At 61.5% G+C, this 15,514-nt stretch carries 16 protein-coding genes; 9 read left to right on the top strand and 7 right to left on the bottom strand.

Features of this window, described 5'->3' with window-relative positions:
• Positions 1 to 107 precede the first annotated feature (107 nt).
• The 3 genes from AC1DYF_RS05300 (at position 108) to AC1DYF_RS05290 (ending at position 2,637) form a co-directional block, all read left to right on the top strand.
• A complete protein-coding gene (locus tag AC1DYF_RS05300) occupies positions 108 to 539 on the top strand; it encodes a MarR family winged helix-turn-helix transcriptional regulator (protein WP_477875669.1) in 432 nt (143 codons plus the stop codon).
• On the top strand, positions 536 to 1,246 hold the full coding sequence (locus AC1DYF_RS05295; RefSeq protein WP_477875634.1) for a response regulator: 711 nt from the start codon (positions 536 to 538) through the stop codon (positions 1,244 to 1,246). Before AC1DYF_RS05300 ends, AC1DYF_RS05295 begins: the two co-directional genes overlap by 4 nt.
• A 77-nt stretch (positions 1,247 to 1,323) precedes the next feature.
• Positions 1,324 to 2,637, top strand: coding sequence for an ATP-binding protein (locus AC1DYF_RS05290; RefSeq protein ID WP_477875668.1), 1,314 nt, complete (start codon positions 1,324 to 1,326; stop codon positions 2,635 to 2,637).
• Positions 2,638 to 2,661: 24 nt separating this feature from the next.
• Here AC1DYF_RS05290 and AC1DYF_RS05285 read toward each other — a convergent pair whose 3' ends face one another.
• From AC1DYF_RS05285 to AC1DYF_RS05265, 5 genes are all read right to left on the bottom strand, one after another.
• Positions 2,662 to 3,234, bottom strand: coding sequence for a protein tyrosine phosphatase (locus AC1DYF_RS05285; RefSeq protein WP_477875633.1), 573 nt, complete (start codon positions 3,232 to 3,234; stop codon positions 2,662 to 2,664).
• Between the two features lie 81 nt (positions 3,235 to 3,315).
• The gene (locus tag AC1DYF_RS05280) at positions 3,316 to 3,657 is read right to left on the bottom strand and encodes a tRNA-binding protein (RefSeq protein ID WP_477875632.1); all 342 of its coding nucleotides are present in this window, start codon (positions 3,655 to 3,657) and stop codon (positions 3,316 to 3,318) included.
• Positions 3,658 to 3,659: 2 nt separating this feature from the next.
• Positions 3,660 to 4,478, bottom strand: coding sequence for a pyrroline-5-carboxylate reductase (gene proC, locus AC1DYF_RS05275; protein ID WP_477875631.1), 819 nt, complete (start codon positions 4,476 to 4,478; stop codon positions 3,660 to 3,662).
• On the bottom strand, positions 4,475 to 4,975 hold the full coding sequence (locus tag AC1DYF_RS05270) for a type III secretion system chaperone family protein (protein ID WP_477875630.1): 501 nt from the start codon (positions 4,973 to 4,975) through the stop codon (positions 4,475 to 4,477). The genes proC and AC1DYF_RS05270 overlap by 4 nt, the downstream gene beginning before the upstream one ends.
• A gap of 375 nt (positions 4,976 to 5,350) precedes the next feature.
• Complete coding sequence (locus AC1DYF_RS05265) at positions 5,351 to 5,611, bottom strand: accessory factor UbiK family protein (protein WP_477875629.1); 261 nt, start codon at positions 5,609 to 5,611, stop codon at positions 5,351 to 5,353.
• Positions 5,612 to 5,787: 176 nt separating this feature from the next.
• Here AC1DYF_RS05265 and lgt point away from each other — a divergent pair, with 176 nt between their 5' ends.
• The 6 genes from lgt to AC1DYF_RS05235 all read left to right on the top strand — a co-directional run bounded on the left by lgt (position 5,788) and on the right by AC1DYF_RS05235 (position 13,071).
• Complete coding sequence (gene lgt, locus AC1DYF_RS05260; RefSeq protein ID WP_477875628.1) at positions 5,788 to 6,633, top strand: prolipoprotein diacylglyceryl transferase; 846 nt, start codon at positions 5,788 to 5,790, stop codon at positions 6,631 to 6,633.
• Between the two features lie 7 nt (positions 6,634 to 6,640).
• Entirely contained in the window at positions 6,641 to 7,735 is a 1,095-nt protein-coding gene (locus AC1DYF_RS05255; protein ID WP_477875627.1) for a class I SAM-dependent methyltransferase, read from the top strand.
• 175 nt (positions 7,736 to 7,910) lie between these two features.
• Positions 7,911 to 8,708 carry a peptidoglycan editing factor PgeF gene (pgeF, locus tag AC1DYF_RS05250; RefSeq protein ID WP_477875626.1) on the top strand — a complete coding sequence of 266 codons (798 nt, stop codon included), beginning with the start codon at positions 7,911 to 7,913 and terminating at the stop codon, positions 8,706 to 8,708.
• A gap of 4 nt (positions 8,709 to 8,712) precedes the next feature.
• Positions 8,713 to 9,864, top strand: coding sequence for a M24 family metallopeptidase (locus tag AC1DYF_RS05245; RefSeq protein ID WP_477875625.1), 1,152 nt, complete (start codon positions 8,713 to 8,715; stop codon positions 9,862 to 9,864).
• Positions 9,865 to 9,938: 74 nt separating this feature from the next.
• Complete coding sequence (locus AC1DYF_RS05240) at positions 9,939 to 10,703, top strand: hypothetical protein (RefSeq protein ID WP_477875624.1); 765 nt, start codon at positions 9,939 to 9,941, stop codon at positions 10,701 to 10,703.
• 184 nt (positions 10,704 to 10,887) lie between these two features.
• Positions 10,888 to 13,071, top strand: a complete 2,184-nt coding sequence (locus tag AC1DYF_RS05235) for a DUF4189 domain-containing protein (RefSeq protein ID WP_477875623.1) — start codon at positions 10,888 to 10,890, stop codon at positions 13,069 to 13,071.
• Positions 13,072 to 13,128: 57 nt separating this feature from the next.
• On the opposite strand, the gene AC1DYF_RS05230 is transcribed toward AC1DYF_RS05235, so the two are convergent.
• Positions 13,129 to 14,622 (bottom strand): AMP-binding protein, encoded by a 1,494-nt coding sequence (locus tag AC1DYF_RS05230; RefSeq protein WP_477875622.1) that lies wholly within the window; start codon positions 14,620 to 14,622, stop codon positions 13,129 to 13,131.
• Between the two features lie 20 nt (positions 14,623 to 14,642).
• Positions 14,643 to 15,467, bottom strand: a complete 825-nt coding sequence (locus AC1DYF_RS05225; RefSeq protein ID WP_477875621.1) for a p-hydroxycinnamoyl CoA hydratase/lyase — start codon at positions 15,465 to 15,467, stop codon at positions 14,643 to 14,645.
• Positions 15,468 to 15,514 lie beyond the last annotated feature (47 nt).

The following is a 15,514-nucleotide window of genomic DNA, read 5'->3' as shown; positions in this document are numbered from 1 at the left end:
GAAATTAAGTCAACGAAGCTGACATATTTCCTTCAAATGCAAAGGAGCCGTTCTTGGCGAAAAAGCCGGCCGCAGCAAAGACCGAGGATGACGTCATCTGCGAGCGGATGACGGGTGACGGCGATATCGATTTCGAGATCATCGAGCTCCTGTTCTTCGCCTATCGCGATTTCATCTCCGATCCGGATGCGATCCTGGAAAAGAGCGGCTTCGGACGCGCGCACCACCGGGTCGTGCATTTCGTCAATCGCGATCCGGGCATGACGGTGGCCGATCTGCTCGATACGTTGAGGATTACCAAGCAATCTTTGGCCCGGGTCCTCAAACAGCTCATCGATTCGGGCTATATAAGGCAGAAGGAAGGACCTGACGACCGCAGGCAGCGCCGCCTCTACCCGACCCAGGCGGGCCGGGAACTGGCGCTGGCGCTCGCCGGGCCGCAATCACGCCGCATTGCCGCGGCACTGGGCGACGAGGCGAAACGCGCCGATGTCGTCCGGTTCCTAGGCGGCATGCGCGACAAGGGAGACAGAGAATGACGGAGGAAGCCGCTCTCCTGGACGATGCACCGCATCTCTTGATCGTCGACGACGACAAGCGAATCCGCGAACTGCTGCAGAAATTTCTGACCGGCAAGGGCTTTCGCGTCACCGTCTCCGCTGATGCTGCCGAGGCGCGCCGCAAGCTCGAAGGGCTCGATTTCGACCTCCTGGTGCTCGACGTGATGATGCCGGGCGAAAACGGTATCGCACTGACCGGGGCGCTGAGAGAAGTCCGCAATATCCCAGTCATCCTGCTGACCGCGCTGGGCGAGGCGGAATCACGCGTCGCGGGCCTCGAGGCCGGCGCTGATGATTATCTGGCAAAGCCTTTCGATCCGCGCGAACTGGTTCTCCGGGTCAACAACATCCTCAAGCGTTCCGTCAATCCGACCAAGCCGAAGATCGATCAGCTGATCTTCGGACCCTTCAACTTTTCCCTGGTCAAGCGAGAACTGCGCCGAGGGTCCGGTCTGATCGGGCTCACCGGACGCGAACAGGAGATCATGATGATCTTTGCCGCCAATGCCGGCCAGACCATTGCCCGCCACGAGCTTGCCGGCAATGGCGTCGATGTCGGCGAACGCACGATCGACGTGCAGATCAACCGGCTGCGCCGCAAGATCGAGGATGACCCGGCAAACCCGGTCTGGCTGCAGACCGTGCGCGGCATCGGCTATAAACTCTGTCTGGACCAGAACGGATGACCTCCGAGATCGAAAGCAGTCCCCTCGTTCCCGAGGAACAGCGCTCGATCTACCGCGATGGCGCGCTCAGCCGCGTCATGCGCCGCAATTTGCCGCGTGGTCTGTTCGCGCGTTCGCTGCTGATCATCATCATCCCGATGGTGCTGCTGCAGATCGTCGTCGCCGCGGTGTTCATGGAGCGGCACTGGCAGATGGTGACCACACGGCTCTCCGCCGATGTCTCGCGCGACATGGCCGCCCTGGTCGATCTTGCAGAGACGTCGCCACAGCCGATCAGCGACAAGGAGCTGATCCGCATCGCCAACGACGCCATGGACTTGAAGCTGGCGATCATATCCGGCAGCAAGCTGCCGTCGCCGAAGCCCATCCCGCTGTTCTCCATTCTCGATCGGACTTTATCGGAACAGATCAATGCCCAGGTCAGCCGCCCCTTCTGGATCAATACCAGCAATGATGCGCGGACGATGGAAATCCGCATCAAGATCGCCGACAACCGCATCCTCAGCATCATTACCCGCCGCGATCGTGCCTATGCGTCCAACACCCAGATCTTCCTGTTCTGGATGGGCGGCACGTCGCTGGTGCTGATCATCATCTCCATCCTCTTCCTGCGCGGCCAGATCAGGCCGATCGTCGCCCTGACCAAGGCGGCGGAACTGTTCGGCAAGGGCCAGAAGCCCGGGAACCCCTTTGTGCCGCGCGGCGCCGACGAAGTCCGCCGCGCCGGTCTCGCCTTCCTGCAGATGCGCGAGCGCATCGAACGCCAGATCGAGCAACGCACGATGATGCTCTCCGGCGTCAGCCACGATCTCAGGACCATTCTCACCCGCTTCCGCCTGCAGCTTGCCATTGCCGAGAGCCCAAAAGACCTCGACGGGCTGAACCGTGACGTCGACGACATGAATTCCATGCTCGAAGGCTACCTCGATTTCGCCCGCGGCCAGACCGAAGAGCACCAGGGCGAACTCGACCTCTACCAGCTGTTCACCCAGCTCGAGCAGAGTGCGGCGCTGCATGGCAAGATGCTGACCGCCTCGATCGAAGGACAGAGCAGTGTGACGGTGCGTCCGAATGCGTTCACCCGACTGGTCACCAACCTGACGGCCAATGCCTGGCGGCATGCCAGGGAAAATATCCGCATCGAGGCACGCAATTCCAAGAAATTCCTCACCATCATCGTCGAGGATGATGGTCCCGGTATTCCGGAAGCGATGCGGGAGGAAGTGTTCAAGCCCTTCTTCCGGCTCGACGAAGCCCGCAACCTCGACGCCTCCGGCACGGGCCTGGGCCTCGCCATCGTCCGCGACATCGCCCGCGGCCATGGCGGCAATGTCACGCTGTCGGATAGCCCGCTGGGTGGGTTGAGGGCGACGGTCAGAGTGCCGGTTTAAACGCGTTCCAATCGACTTATCCGCTCAACGCCCGTAAATTTCGCACGGCACCAGTTCAAAGAACTTCCGCTTGATGTTGAAGCGGTGCAACGCCTCCATGCGGCGTGGATAGCGGGCGCGCATGGCGTCGAGCGGCGCCAGCAGCGCGCCTCCCCTGCCCCAGGTGGCATCGAGGATTTCGATGATGCGGCGGTTCGGCCAGGGCTTGTTGACGATGGAGAGGAAGGCGCCGAAAGCCTGTTCTTCCAGCCCCGGCCCGGCTCGGTGGGCGATCATCGCATAGCAGAAGGCCGTCGAGCGTGAAATGCCGGCATGGCAATGTACGAGAATGCGCGACCGCGGGCTTTCGATYGCCGGACGCACGGTGTCGAACAGGCTGCCGACAATGTCGGGAAAATGGGTGGTATCGACCGAGTTCTCCTGGTCACGCAGCCGGGCGACGATATGCTCGGCGTTGCGGATCACCGGTACATGTTCGTCAGCAATGCCGGGATCGATCAGCGACACGACATGCGTCGCCTGCCAGCGTTCGGCGACTTCCGCAGCCCTTGGCAGGCACGATACGCGAAAACGCTCATGAATAGCGCTGAGTGGCATAGCCCCCGTCTCCCCAAATCACCGACATCCGAATCTACTGCAGCAATTCGGGTAAAATGAGTCACCGTCGTGACGGATCAGTTACATCATCTTCTTGCCGTTGGGGACAGCGCGCTCCGGCTGGGCGAGCACGATGGCGCCGTTCTCGTCTTCGAAACCGAGCGTCAGAACCTCGGAACGAAAGGGACCGATCTGCCGCGGCGGAAAATTGACCACCGCCAGCACCTGCCGGCCAATCAGCGCTTCTGGCGTGTAATGCACCGTAATCTGCGCCGACGATTTCTTGACGCCGACCTCCGGTCCGAAATCGATCACGAGCTTGATCGCCGGCTTGCGTGCTTCGGGGAAGGGATTGGCCTCGACCACCGTACCGATACGAATATCGACACGCTCGAAATCGGCATAAGAAATGGTTTCCGACATCGCTATTTCGCCAGCTCTTCAGCGCGGTCGCGCGCAGCTTTGATCGCTGCATCGAACAGCGGCTGCATGCCATCTTCCGCCATCAGCACAGAAAGTGCCGCAGCCGTCGTGCCGCCAGGAGAAGTAACATTCTTGCGCAGTTCGGACGGCGCGCCGAGCGACTGATGAAGCAATTCACCAGCGCCCGACACCGTAGCCCGCGCGAGCCGCATGGCGAGGTCCGCCGGCAGGCCCAATTTATGGCCTGCCTCTGCCATGCACTCGACGAGATAGAAGACATAGGCCGGGCCGGAGCCCGAAACCGCCGTGACCGCATCGATGAGAGCCTCGTCCTCTACCCATTCGACCGGTCCCGATACGCTTAACATTGCATCGACAAGCTTGTGCTGGGCTGATGTCACGCGGCGATTGGCAAAGGCGCCGGTGACCCCGCGGCCGATCATGGCCGGCGTGTTCGGCATGGCGCGCACCATTGCCGCTTCGCCAAGATGCTCTTCCAGGAAGGCAAGCGTCTTGCCCGCGGCGATCGAGACGACGATGGTCTCAGGCCCGATCAAAGCCTTGTAAGCCGGCAGCACCTCGGCCATCACCTGCGGCTTGACCGCCACGAAGATCACGCCAGCGACGACGCCTTCCGGCGCCGTGACAACGAAACGCACACCGGCTTCAGCAAGCCGCGCCTTCATTGCTTCAGGAGGATTGGGGTCTGCGGCGATGATCGACGCCGGATCGATGCCGTTCTTCACCCAGCCAAGCGCCATGGCGCCACCCATATTGCCCGCACCGATAAGAACGATAGGGCCGGAGAGCGCCGGGATCATGCCTCACCAACGGTTTCGAACATCACCGCAGCGATCGCGCCTTGCGCACTCATGCTGGACCAGACGACGAATTGGAAAGCCTGGTAGTATGCTTCGCAGGTATCGAGCGCTTGCGATAGCAGGCTTTCCACCTGCCTCCCGGTCGGCTCCAGACCGCCGGCGAGCAGCAGCGTATGGCGGAAGATCACCATGTCGGCACGCGGCCAGACATCGAAATGGCCCATCAGCACATCGCCGTTGATATGCATCACCAGCTTGTGCACTTCGGCAAGCCGCGCCTCCGGGATTTTGAGATCGAAGGCGCAGGAAAAATGCATCTGCTCGAACTCCTCCATCCAGGCGAAGGAGACATGATAGTCGGACCATTTGCCCTCGACTGTCATGGCGATCTCGTCATCGGCCGGACGGTCAAAGGCCCAGTCGTTGCTGTCGGCAACGAACTCGATCGTGTCCACCGGATGGGACTGGCGTTCGGCTTTGACGTCAAAAAGGCTCATGCAGCACCTGATATGAGGAATCCCAAAGCGCCCGCGCCAGCCGAAGGGCTGATGCGACCGGCAAGGGGACCGGGAACTTTCCTGGACTGATCCGCGAACCGACAAGGGCAAACTAAGCTTCAAAACCTGCCCGGAACTTGCGTCATCCGCTTCGAATCATTCTGTAATTCAGTGTATAGCGGCAGAGTCCCGACGCCAGCCCCATGGTTCGCATTTTCGGCAAATCGAGAATCGGAGAGCCGGATAATCAGATTCAAATTCTGGAGATAACCGACTCTCGGAAAAAGGTTTTTCGGCCCTATCCACAGGGCCGGATTTTTCTGAAGATAACGTCAAACGGGCTGTGGATAATCTCCAAGCCCGCTATCCACAGATTTACTTGGAAAGACTGGCGATTTTCGCCTCGAGCTCGGCAAGCCTCGCGGTCAGCACGTCATTCTCTTCACGCGCCTTCACTGCCATTTCGCGCACGGCTTCGAATTCCTCGCGCTTGACCAGGTCCATGCTGTTGAGCCAGCGCTCGGCTTGCGCCTTGAAGGCGGTTTCCACTTCCTTGCCGACACCCTGCACAGCACCGGCGGCGTCCGTCATCAGCTTGGCGAAATCGTCGAGAATGCGATTGGATCCGGTGTTCATCGATGCCTCCGAAGGTTCAACCCTATGGTCTTTCAGGTAGGAGCAAGCCCGGTCGCTTGCAAGCAAATTCCACCTGAGCGGCAAATTTCCGGATCGCGAGAGAGGCTCTGTTGCCGCGAAAATAACCTTGCTATAAGCCGCCCTCAGCACCCGAACGGACAATCGGACCCAAAGCCTTGATCGAAGCCTTCCAGCAACTGGCGATCCTGCCCTTTCCCAATATCAATCCGGTCGCCCTCCAGATCGGCCCGATCGCCGTGAAATGGTATGGCATTTCCTATGTCGTCGGCATCCTGCTCGGCTGGCTCTATGCCCGCACCATCGTCTCGACGCCCAGACTCTGGCGCAGCGACACGCCTGCGATGACCAAGCTCGACATCGACGATTTCGTCTTCTGGGCGGCGATCGGCATCGTGATCGGCGGACGGCTGGGCTATGTGCTGTTCTATGATCTGCCCGCCTATGCCTCCAACCCGCTCAGCGCCTTCGAGATCTGGAATGGCGGCATGTCCTTCCATGGCGGCATCACCGGAACGGTGATCGCGATGATCCTTTTCTCCTATCGGCGCAAACTCAGCGTCTGGTCGCTGTTCGACGTCGTGGCCGCCTCCTGCGTCTTCGGCCTGTTTCTCGGCCGCATCGCCAATTTCATCAATGGCGAGCTCTACGGCAAGGTAAGCGACCTGCCTTGGGCGGTGGTTTTTCCCGCAGATGAACCCTTCGCCCACCACCCGAGCCAGCTTTACGAAGCCAGCCTCGAAGGCCTGGTCACCGGCCTGGTCCTTGCTTTCCTGATCTTCTTCCGCCGCGGTCTTAAAACGCCCGGCCTCGTCTCCGGCGTCTTCGTCACGCTCTATGCGCTGTCGCGCATCCTGGTGGAGTTCGTCCGCATGCCGGACGGTCAGCTCGGCTATCTCTATGGCGGTTGGCTGACCATGGGCATGCTGCTCTCCACCCCCATGCTGCTGATCGGCCTCTGGGGCATCTGGCGGGCCAGGGCGGCGGCATTGAAGCTCGCATAGGCGCCGCATGACCCCGCTCGCCGAAAAGATAAGGGCGATCATCCGCGTCAACGGACCGATCAGCGTCACCGACTATTTTGCCCTTTGCCTCGCCGACCCCGAATACGGTTATTACAAGACCCGCGACCCGTTCGGCCGCGGGGGCGATTTCGTCACCGCGCCGGAAGTCAGCCAGTTGTTCGGCGAGATGATCGGCATTTTCCTCGTCCACGCCTGGGAGCGACACCTCAAGCCGAAGCGCGCCGTCCGCATCGCCGAGATTGGCCCTGGCCGCGGCACGATGATGGCAGACATTTTGCGGGTCGTCGCGCGGCTCGCGCCCGAACTCTACGAGATCGCCACGGTCCACCTTATCGAGACCAGCCCGGTCCTGGCCGAAATACAGGCCAAGACTTTGGCCGCCCATGCCGGCAAGGCGCATTGGCACAATGGCTTCGACGAACTTCCGGATGGATTTCTACTGCTGGTCGGCAACGAGTTCTTCGATGCCGTACCGATCCGCCAGTTCGTGAAAATACCGCAAGGATTTCGCGAGCGTCTCGTCGGCCTCGACGGCAATGAAGGGCTGACCTTCGCCGCCGGCGTCGGCGGCGTGGATCCGTCGCTACTGCCCGCCGGCCACCGTGACGTGCCGCCCGGCACCATCGCCGAAATCGCCCCGGCCCGCAGCGCCGTCATGCAGGCAATCTCCGACCGGCTGTTTAGATCCGGCGGCACCGCGCTGTTCATCGATTACGGCCATCTGGCACCTGGCTTCGGCGACACGCTGCAGGCGGTGCTGAACCATGCATTCGATCCGCCCCTCGCCCATCCCGGCGAAGCCGATCTCACCAGCCATGTGGATTTCGCCGCTCTGGCGGAGGCGGCGCAGTCGTGCTCCGTCCATGTCAACGGCATGATGGCACAGGGCGAATTCCTGCTGAAACTGGGAATCGCCGAGCGCGCTGGCGCATTGGGAGCCGGCAAGGATAGCGCAAAGCAGGCGGAAATCCTGACCGCGGTCGAAAGACTGGTCGGCGACCGGAAAGGTGAAATGGGTGAACTTTTCAAGGTCCTCGCCGTTTCCAGCCCAGAAGTGAAGCTGACGCCGTTCGAGGCTTGAAACTGCATTCGGCAATTGTGTCTTATCCGGCAGGGCTGGAGCAGCGCGGCGGCGCCCGACCCAATATTTGCCAATTGACACCCATGCCCGTCACCGCCATCTATGTCGCGTTTGACGGTCGCGGGGACCGGGCCGATCCGTCTATATGTTCGAATCAGAAATACGAGGCCACCCGATGAACGTAGCCCCCAGATCCGGCCCGTCGCCTGTTGAGAGCCCGCTGCTTGCGGATGCCGGCGGCCGCATTGCCCATGGCTTCTTCGGTCGCAAGGGCGGCGTGTCCGAAGGCTCTCTCTATGCCGGCCTCAATGTCGGCCTCGGCTCGAAAGATAATCCCGATCATATCCGCGAAAACCGCGCCCGCGTCGCCAACTGGTTCGGCACTGACACCGATCATCTCGCGACACTTTATCAAATCCATTCGCCTGACGTGGTGACGGTCACCGAAGCGCCGTCCGAGCGTGCCGAGGCCGACGGCCAGGTCACGGCCCAACCCGGCATCGTGCTCGGCGTCCTGACAGCCGATTGTGGTCCGGTCCTATTCGCCGACGCCCGGGCGGGCGTGATCGGCGCTGCCCATGCCGGCTGGAAGGGCGCGTTCACCGGCGTGCTTGAAAACACCATCGAAGCGATGATCCGCCTCGGCGCTGCCCGCGAGAACATTGTCGCCAGCCTAGGCCCGTCGATCGCGCAGAAAAATTATGAGGTCGGGCCGGAATTCGTCGAGCGCTTCATCGCCGCCAATCCGGACTGGGCAAAATTCTTTGTCTCTTCCGTCAAGCCCGGCCATAGCATGTTCGATCTGCCTGGGCTGACCGTCAGCCGTCTCGAAGCTGCCGGCATCCGCGCCGAAAACCTCGACATCTGCACTTATGCCGACGAGGAGAATTTTTTCTCGTATCGCCGCACCACCCACCGCCAAGAGCCGGACTACGGCCGCCAGATATCGGCAATCATGCTCAGGGAGAGTTGACACCATGGCTCTGCATTTCACCCGGGAGGAATTTGCCGCCCGCCTCGAACTCCTCAAAGCCCGGATGAAGGAGGAGAAGCTCGATGCTCTCCTGCTCTTCGCCCAGGAGAGCATGTATTGGCTGACCGGCTACGACACGTTCGGCTACTGCTTCTTCCAGTCGCTGATCGTCAAGGCAGATGGCCAGATGGTGCTGCTCACCCGCTCGGCTGACCTGCGCCAGGCGAAGCTGACCTCGATCCTGGAAGACGTCCGCATCTGGGTCGACCGCATCAATGCCGACCCGGCGCTCGACCTCAAGAACCTGCTGATGGACCTCGACCTGCTGGGCAAACGGATCGGCGTCGAATATGACACGCACGGCCTGACCGGTCGCAACGCCAAGCTGCTCGACCACCAGCTGGTGAGTTTCGGCACGCTGGTCGACGCCTCCTATATCGTCAGCCGCCTGCGCCTGGTCAAAAGTGCCGCCGAAATCGAATATGCCGAAAAGGCCGCCGTACTCTCCGACGATGCGCTCGATGCAGCGCTTGCCCTGATCAAGCCCGGTGCCGACGAGGCCGACATCCTCGCCGCAATGCAGGGCGCGGTCTTCACCGGCGGCGGTGACTACCCGGCCAATGAATTCATCATCGGCTCCGGCGCCGACGCTCTTCTCTGCCGCTACAAGGCTGGCCGCCGCAAGCTCGACCCGGTCGACCAGCTGACGCTCGAATGGGCCGGCGCCTATGCTCATTATCATGCACCGATGATGCGCACCGTCATTGTCGGCACGCCGAACGACCGGCAGAAGGAACTCTATGCCGCCTGCCGCGACGCCATCGAGGCGATCGAGCTGGTGCTGATCCCGGGCAACACCTTCGGCACCGTATTCGACACGCATGCGCGGATCATGGATGAGCGTGGATTGGCCCGCCACCGGCTGAATGCTTGCGGCTATTCCGTCGGCGCCCGCTTCTCGCCGTCCTGGATGGAGCATCAGATGTTCCATGTCGGCAATCCCGAGCCGATCCTGCCGGGCATGACGCTGTTCGTCCATATGATCATCATGGATTCGGAAACCGGCACGGCCATGACCCTCGGTCGAACCTACCTGACCACGGCGGAAGCGCCGAAAAGCTTGAGCCGCCATAGCCTTGACATGATTTCCGTATGACAATTGGGAATTGACCCCTGGCGACGAAACGATCATAAATTTCGCCATAGGGGCAAAGGCGGAGGTTTTGAGTCATGCGCGGGCTTTATCATGCGTTGGCCGCCGCCGGTCTTTGCCTCCTGCTTTCCGCCTGCAACACCGATGCGCTGACGCCGAAGGCCGATGTCCCGAACGCCGACAGCACGCAGACGGCGCGCAACGACCAGCCGGTCGAACGGCAACAGACCCACAAACGCTATCCGAAAATCGATGAGGACGCGTCCAGCCAGCCGGATGACAATGGCCAGCCGCCGCAAAACACGCTGGAAGCCCAGCAGCAAGCGCTGGACCGGGGCGACACCAACCCGTCGATGACCCAGCCCAACAACACCGTCGTCGCCAACAATACCCAGCAGACGACGACGCTGAGTGCCAATCTCTATAAATCCAACAGCGACGCCAAGCCGGCAAACAACCTCTACAGCGCCAATACCAACGCCGAAACGATCCGCTTCCTGCCGATCATCGGCGCACCGGTGCAGGCGGTGACGCCGCTGTCGCGCGAGCTCGGCAATTCCGCCCGCGCCAATGGCCTGGTGATCCGCGGCTCCAGCGACCAGACCGCCAAGCATGTGCTCAAGGGCTATCTTTCCGCTTTCGCCGACGGCAAGAAAATCACGGTCGTCTATGTCTGGGATGTGCTCGACAATGCCGGTTCCCGCCTGCACCGTATTCAGGGTCAGGAGAGTGTGCCGAGCCGGGCCTCCGACGCCTGGTCCAACGTGCCGCCAGAAGTCATGCAGCAGATCGGCAATGCGACGATTGCCGAATATATGAAGTGGCTGCAGTCACAGGGTTGACCTCAGCGACCGGAGCGGCGTCACGCATGCTCCGCGAAGGCTTCACAGCCTAATTTAGCCATTTAGAGAGCAAGATAGGACAATCCGCAATTCGTCCTAATCTCGCCAATCTGCCCGACTACAAGGGGCAAAAAAGCATTCAGCAAGGGACGGCATTCAACGTGAACCATGGAGTTTCACACACGTGACGGATATATCAGTCAGGCATGACCCCTCTTCGGGTGCCGCCGCGATCGAAATCCGCGGCGCCGAACTGAGCGAGACACGCTTCCGGCTCCGCGATCCCTATACCGAAAAATATTTGACCAAGCGTGGCTGGTCGAAGAATGCGGCAATTCTGCCCTCCGAGGCGACCACCGCCGATGGCCTTGTCACCGTCCCGATTGCCGCCGAACTGGCGCGCCGGATCGTGCCGGGGACCAACCTCGTGCTCGACCAGCCCACCGGCGAATTCCAGGAGCTACTGACCTGGCCGCTGCCGATCGCGATGCCGATCGAACATATCCTTGCGGAAGAGACGCCGACTGAAGACGCAGATGATAATGCAAACGGGGCTGACGAGGCAGATGCTGCCATCATCGCCGCGCCGATTGTCGCGAACACGACAGATGACATTTCGGCGACGGAAGCCAAGACTCCGACAGAGACAATACCGGTCGTCAAGGCCGAAACCCCGGCGGAGACGAAGCTGGCTGAAAAGACCCAACCTCCGGTCGAGGAGATCGGGAAGGCAGATGCTGGGCCAGCCAAACCGGCTGTGGTGAAGGCATTGGCCGGCGACAAGCCTTCCACGCCTTCCGAACCGCTGCTGCTGGATTCCTTCGAACCGTCGATCATGCATGACGATCTCGATGATGACGACAGACGCGACAGCAAGACGGAGCCGGCCCTGCTGGGTGACAACGACAACGGCCCCTCGACCTGGAAACCCATTGCCATCGCCGCCGCGATCTGCCTTGTCGCCGGCACCGCCATCGGTGCCGTCTGGAACGGCTATGGCAGCAGCACCGCCATGAAAGAGATGCGCGAGGCTGCGGCCAACCAGATCGAACGGCAGAAATGGGAGTTCGATCGCCAGCTCAAGGACGCCAAGGCAGCCTCCCTGAACAAGAGCTCCAGCAGCCTGGCAGGCGAGACGAAGAAGCTGATGGCGGACCGCGACGCCGCCCGCAAAAGTCTGACCGAAAAAGAAAAGACCATCACTGCACTGAAGGCCAAGCTCGCCACCGCGACCACGCAATTGGAAGCCGTGAAGACGGACGCCAGCGACAAGGCAAAGGCCGAGATTGCCGCGCTCGGCAAGAAGATCGGATCATTGAGCGCCGATCTCGACAAGGCCAACAGCCTGCTCGCAGATCGCGAGCAGACATTGCACGATGCCCAGCAAAAGCTCGCAGACGCCAACGATAGCCTTAATTCCAGCAAGGAAACGGCCAAGCAGGAAGCCGAGGCGCTGAACGACGACCTCGCCAAGCAGACCGGCGATCTCAAGAAGCAGATGGACGGACTGAAACAGCAAGTGGCGCAACGTGACTCGCAGTTGCGCGACGTGCAGGCCAAGCTTTCGGTCGCCAATATCCAGATCGATGCTCTGAAAACCATCGCCAACAAGACGACGGAAGCTGGTCTCGAAAAGGGCGCGCTCGATCAGAAAGTAGTGTCGCTTTCGGCTGAGCTCGACAAGACCCAGCAGCAGCTCTCCGACCGCGAACAGGCTCTGGCGGACGCCAATACCAAGCTCAAGGACGCGGAAGCCAATCTGGCCTCGGCCAACCAGCGCAACGAACAGCTTGTCGCCGATGCGGACAACAACCAGCAAGGCGCCACGCAGGCGTTGCCGCCGCAATCCGAGACGTCCAGCCGCCTGCAGGAAGAACGCGACCTCTATGCCGACGAGCTCAAGAAAATGACGGCGAGCTTCACGGCGCTGCAGCAGCAGAAGACCGACCTGGAAAAGACGGTGGCCGAACTGCAGACAAAGTCGAAGACCGGTGACGACAACACCACGACATCGCAGATCCCCCAGGAAACGATCTGGGGCGCCACCGCGATCGATACGTCGGGCGCCGTCTACCACCTGCAGAACCAGCCGAGCAAGGATGCCGCGGTGACCAATGTCAATGAAATGTGCCGCAACAAGTCCGGCTCACATTGCGAGACGCTGGCGACCTATTCCAATTCCTGCTTCAGCCTGGCGCGCATTCAGGGAGAGCAACCGACCGGCGACAACTTCGCCTATTTCATCCATAAGGATTCGAGGAAAGCGGCCCAGACGGCACTGGAACGCTGCGAAAGCATGGGCGTGGCCTGCACGACACGCTTCACTTCGTGCTCCCCGGAAAACGATGCCAAAGCGGATCTGAACTGATCGGCTATACGGCTGGGACGCGGGCTATCTTTCGTCCGCGTCCCTCAACAGCGAACGCTACCGATCCCTGAGCAGATTCTTCAGCACCTTGCCGGCGCCACTGCGTGGCAGGCTCTCGATCAAGACGAATTCCTTCGGCACCTTGTAGCGCGCGATGGCATTGGCGCAATGCTCGGCCAACGCCTCGGCTGTCAGAGCAGCCCCAGGTGCCGCCACGACGAAAGCGCGGCCCACCTCGCCCCATTTCGCATCGGCGATGCCGATTACGGCTGCTTCCCGCACATCCGCATGTGCAATCAGCACAGCCTCGACCTCGACCGGATAGACATTCTCGCCACCCGAGATGAACATGTCCTTCTTGCGGTCGACGATGGTGACAAAGCCGTCCGCGTCTCGCCTGCCGAGGTCACCGGTGCGGAACCAGCCATCGGCGGTGAAGGCCCGCGCCGTCTCTTCCGGCCGCGCCCAATAACCCGGCGTGACGCTCGGGCCAGAAACGAGAACCTCGCCGACGGTGCCGTCCTCCACGACTTCGCCTGCATCATCGGCAAGCCGCATGGACAATGCTGGCGGCGGCAGGCCCGAAGATCCGGCCTTCTCGGCAATCCGCGCCGCATCCAGCGGCATGCCGAGCAGCGTTCCAGCTTCGGTCATGCCATAGCCGTCGACCATTTTGACGCCCTGTTCCAACCACCAGCGGATATTGGCTGGCGGATTGGGTGCACCGCCAGTGAACAGCGCTTTCAGCGTCCTCCAGCGTTGCGGCTCGAAATTGGCCGCCCCTTTCAACGCGGCCGCCATTTGCGGCACGCAGAAATAATGCGTGACGCCGAGACTTTCGGCCGCCAGCCGATCATTGGTGGCGACGGGATCGAACCCGGCCGACATCAGCACCCGACCGCCCTGCAGGAGCGGCGACTGGATAGAGGTGATCAGGCCGATGACGTGGAACATCGGCGTGTCGCAGAGGAAAACACTGTCGTGCCCGACCTGTCCCAGCACGCCGAAATTTGCCGCGGTGGCAAACGCGTTCTGCCCGGTGATCAGCACGCCCTTCGGCTTTCCCGATGTCCCTGATGTGTAGAGGATGATGATCGGCGCATCGGCTGGCGGCAGTTCCCGCCGTTCGGCGGGCTCGGCAGCGGCGGCACTAGCCGCAAGTGTCGCAATATCGAAAGGCCGACAACCAGCCGGCAGATGCATCGAAGTAGAATCTCCGTCCGTCACCAGCATCGCCGGACTACAGTCGGCAAGGATTTGCGCCTGCTCCTGGCGCGAAAGCCGCCAGTTGACGGGAACGAAGATCGCCCCCAGGCGCATCGCCGCCTGCTGCAGGACGAGCAGATCGGCGCTGTTGCGGGCGATCGTGGCAATTCGCTCCCCGGTCTGAATGCCTAAAGCGTCGGCGAGCCAGGCCGCCATCCGGCCGATCGACAGGTCGAATTCGCGATAGGTCCATTGCCGGCCGCTTGCGAGATCGACGCAGGCGACTTTATCCGGCGTGGCGCGGGCATGCAGCGCCACCGGGTCGGGTGTTTTCCAGTCTGGCATCCTCCTCCCTCCCTGAGCCGCTAGCCTTTGGACTTGTCGTAGGCGCCCAATCCGGGCTTATAGGATTTCTCATCTATGAACTGCCGGATGCCCTCCTTGCGGCCGGTATTGTCATGGAAATTTGCCGCCTCCTGGGCGCGGACGAGAAAATCCTCGGCATTCTCATAGGTCATCTCGGCCACACGCCGGACCGCATCCTTCGTGGCTTTCAGCGCCACCGGATTCTTCGTCAGCAGGATTTTGGCGATCTCGGTCACCCGCCCCTTCAACTCTGCGAGCGGCACGCTTTCGTTGACGAGCTTCCAGGCCGCCGCCTTCTTGCCGTCGATGAGTTCGCCGGTGAGCGCGTGGTACATGGCGTCGCGCATGGACAACAGGTCTACCACCACCTTGGTTGCCCCACCGCCCGGCAATATGCCCCAATTGATCTCGGACAGCGCGAACTGCGCTTCGTCAGCCGCAACGGCAAGATCGCAGGCGAACAGCGGGCCATAGCCGCCACCGAAACACCAGCCGTTGACCATCGCGATCGTCGGCTTCTGGTACCAACGCAGACGCCGCCACCAGCCATAGGATTCACGCTGCGCACCGCGCGTGGCACCAAGGCCCTTGGCCTCGGTCTCACGGAAATATTCCTTGAGGTCCATGCCGGCCGACCATGCCGCGCCTTCGCCGCTGAGAACCAGAACGCCGACATCGTCGCGGAACTCGATCGCGTCGAGCACCTCCATCATCCGCCGGTTCAGCGCCGGGCTCATCGCATTGCGCTTGTCTGGCCGGTTGAACCGCACCCAGGCAATTCCGTCCTCGATGTCGAAAGCCACCGTATCTGCTATTTCACTCATGATCTCTCCTCCTCGCCGCCGCCCAGTCATGCTAGAGCGGGACGCCG

It is taken from the genome of Rhizobium sp. P2_G9, assembly GCF_056403475.1.
The sequence above is the reverse complement of the archived record's forward strand: the minus strand, read 5'-3'. Positions and strand labels throughout refer to the sequence as shown.

What these genes read in the sequence shown, in the direction of transcription:
- AC1DYF_RS05300 (WP_477875669.1), top strand. Translation starts at nt 108, where the DNA reads ATGACGGGTGACGGCGATATCGATTTCGAGATCATCGAGCTCCTGTTC.
- AC1DYF_RS05295 (WP_477875634.1), top strand. Translation starts at nt 536, where the DNA reads ATGACGGAGGAAGCCGCTCTCCTGGACGATGCACCGCATCTCTTGATC.
- AC1DYF_RS05290 (WP_477875668.1), top strand. Translation starts at nt 1,324, where the DNA reads ATGCGCCGCAATTTGCCGCGTGGTCTGTTCGCGCGTTCGCTGCTGATC.
- AC1DYF_RS05280 (WP_477875632.1), bottom strand. Translation starts at nt 3,657, where the DNA reads ATGTCGGAAACCATTTCTTATGCCGATTTCGAGCGTGTCGATATTCGT.
- proC (WP_477875631.1), bottom strand. Translation starts at nt 4,478, where the DNA reads ATGATCCCGGCGCTCTCCGGCCCTATCGTTCTTATCGGTGCGGGCAAT.
- AC1DYF_RS05270 (WP_477875630.1), bottom strand. Translation starts at nt 4,975, where the DNA reads ATGAGCCTTTTTGACGTCAAAGCCGAACGCCAGTCCCATCCGGTGGAC.
- AC1DYF_RS05265 (WP_477875629.1), bottom strand. Translation starts at nt 5,611, where the DNA reads ATGAACACCGGATCCAATCGCATTCTCGACGATTTCGCCAAGCTGATG.
- AC1DYF_RS05255 (WP_477875627.1), top strand. Translation starts at nt 6,641, where the DNA reads ATGACCCCGCTCGCCGAAAAGATAAGGGCGATCATCCGCGTCAACGGA.
- pgeF (WP_477875626.1), top strand. Translation starts at nt 7,911, where the DNA reads ATGAACGTAGCCCCCAGATCCGGCCCGTCGCCTGTTGAGAGCCCGCTG.
- AC1DYF_RS05245 (WP_477875625.1), top strand. Translation starts at nt 8,713, where the DNA reads ATGGCTCTGCATTTCACCCGGGAGGAATTTGCCGCCCGCCTCGAACTC.
- AC1DYF_RS05240 (WP_477875624.1), top strand. Translation starts at nt 9,939, where the DNA reads ATGCGCGGGCTTTATCATGCGTTGGCCGCCGCCGGTCTTTGCCTCCTG.
- AC1DYF_RS05230 (WP_477875622.1), bottom strand. Translation starts at nt 14,622, where the DNA reads ATGCCAGACTGGAAAACACCCGACCCGGTGGCGCTGCATGCCCGCGCC.
- AC1DYF_RS05225 (WP_477875621.1), bottom strand. Translation starts at nt 15,467, where the DNA reads ATGAGTGAAATAGCAGATACGGTGGCTTTCGACATCGAGGACGGAATT.